General features: G+C 40.8%; 1 protein-coding gene. It reads right to left on the bottom strand.

What is annotated here, in order from left to right; translation table 11 throughout:
- Positions 1-390: 390 nt before the first annotated feature.
- Positions 391-1,656, bottom strand: a complete 1,266-nt coding sequence (locus CXF78_RS16125; RefSeq protein ID WP_011637255.1) for a sugar MFS transporter — start codon at positions 1,654-1,656, stop codon at positions 391-393.
- Positions 1,657-1,834 lie beyond the last annotated feature (178 nt).

Below are 1,834 nucleotides of genomic sequence, written 5' to 3'. Positions count from 1 at the left end.
TATCTAATGGTTTTCCTCGGGTTAACACCATGGTTAGCACATTTAAGACTAACTCTGATGAACTGCCTGACAACGGATAAGTCAACATGGGGGCTCTCTATCTAATATAACGATCAATTTAAAAACGTGCTGATCATAGGGATTAAAGCTGTTGATAGCAAGGCCATATCAGCCTTTACTCCTCACTTTGGCAGCATAAAAGAGTCAATCATTCTATGTTTATAGATTTTCTGTGAATGACCTTTTGTAACATCACCCGACCTTAATACGTTGAAGCCAACCCTTGCCCTTTCACAACTGTGTGATGTTATGTTCACTAATGCAAAACATAAAAAAGCGGCCCGAAAGCCGCTGATGATTTAGTGCAATATATCTGTAATCAAAACCAGATTACATTCTTGAGCCTTTAGCGCCATAGAATAAAATAAACGCATAACACACAACTGGTAAAATAAACGCCACTTGCAGGCCCATATTATCGGCCATCACACCCTGTAATAACGGTACAATTGCGCCGCCAACAATGGCTAAACATAATATGCCGCTACCTTGTGAGGTGTGTGGACCTAAATCTCGCAATGCTAAGCTAAAGATAGTTGGGAACATAATCGAATTAAACAATCCAACTGCCAAAATTGACCACATGGCCACAGCGCCAGTACTGTTCATTGCCACTAACACCAGTGCTGCGGCAACAAAAGCGTTAAACGCTAACATGGTACCTGCTGGGATTTTTTGCATAATCACAGAACCGACAAAACGACCTATCATCGCCCCGCCCCAATAGTAGGTGATATATTTAGCGGCTTCTGCTTCTTGTAAACCTGCAACTTGTTCTTCGCCTAAGAAATTGACTAAAAAGCTACCAATAGACACTTCAGCGCCAACATAGACAAAAATACCGACAGCACCTAACACCAGATGCATGCTTTGTAAGGCACTGGTTTTGCCATTATGCGTTATCACGCCAGTAGCAGAATCATCGCTGTGTTCAGCAATGGTAGGTAAATTGAGTTTGGAAAAAATTAACGCGAGCAAGCCTAACATTGCAGCCAGAATCAAGTATGGAAGCTTTACCACTTCAGCTTCTGATTGTGCTTGGCTTAAGCCTTCTACCGCACCAGATGCAACAGACAATATCAATACAGCACCAAAGAAAGGAGCTACAGTCGTCCCTAATGCATTAAATGCTTGGGTTAGGTTTAAACGACTTGATGCGGTTTCAACTGAGCCCAACGCATTGACATAAGGGTTTGCCGCCACTTGTAAAATGGTGATCCCAGACGCCAATACAAACAGTGCACCTAGGAATAATCCATAAGTTGCAAACGCTGCAGCCGGGTAAAATAACAAACACCCGATACAAGCAATGACGAGCCCAGTGACGATACCTTTTTGATAACCTAATTTTTTGACTAACTTACCTGCTGGTAATGAGACTAAAAAGTACGCCCCAAAGAAACAAAACTGGATCAACATTGCTTCGGTGTAATTGAGTGAGAACACCGCTTTTAAATGTGGGATGAGAATATCATTTAAACAGGTAATAAATCCCCACATGAAAAACAGTGAAGTCAATGACACTAGAGCAAAGCGATAACTACCGCTGTCACCTGTCACTGTTGTTTGTTGAGTACTTTGCATTGATGAAGCCATAGAGTGGTCTCTTCTTGTTAATTATTGTTATATTGATTTTTTGTCTATCTATAATGACGGCCATATAAGATATGACCGTTAGATGCATTAGCTTTTATATTGTTTGTATATTGAAAACTACCGAAACAAAAAAGCCGAAATACATGAGTATTTCGGCTTAGTCACACTACTTTCAAAG

It is taken from the genome of Shewanella sp. 11B5 (genome assembly GCF_002836795.1).
Lineage (GTDB): Bacteria > Pseudomonadota > Gammaproteobacteria > Enterobacterales > Shewanellaceae > Shewanella > Shewanella frigidimarina.
The sequence above is the reverse complement of the archived record's forward strand: the minus strand, read 5'-3'. Positions and strand labels throughout refer to the sequence as shown.

What these genes read in the sequence shown, in the direction of transcription:
- CXF78_RS16125 (WP_011637255.1), bottom strand. Translation starts at nt 1,656, where the DNA reads ATGGCTTCATCAATGCAAAGTACTCAACAAACAACAGTGACAGGTGAC.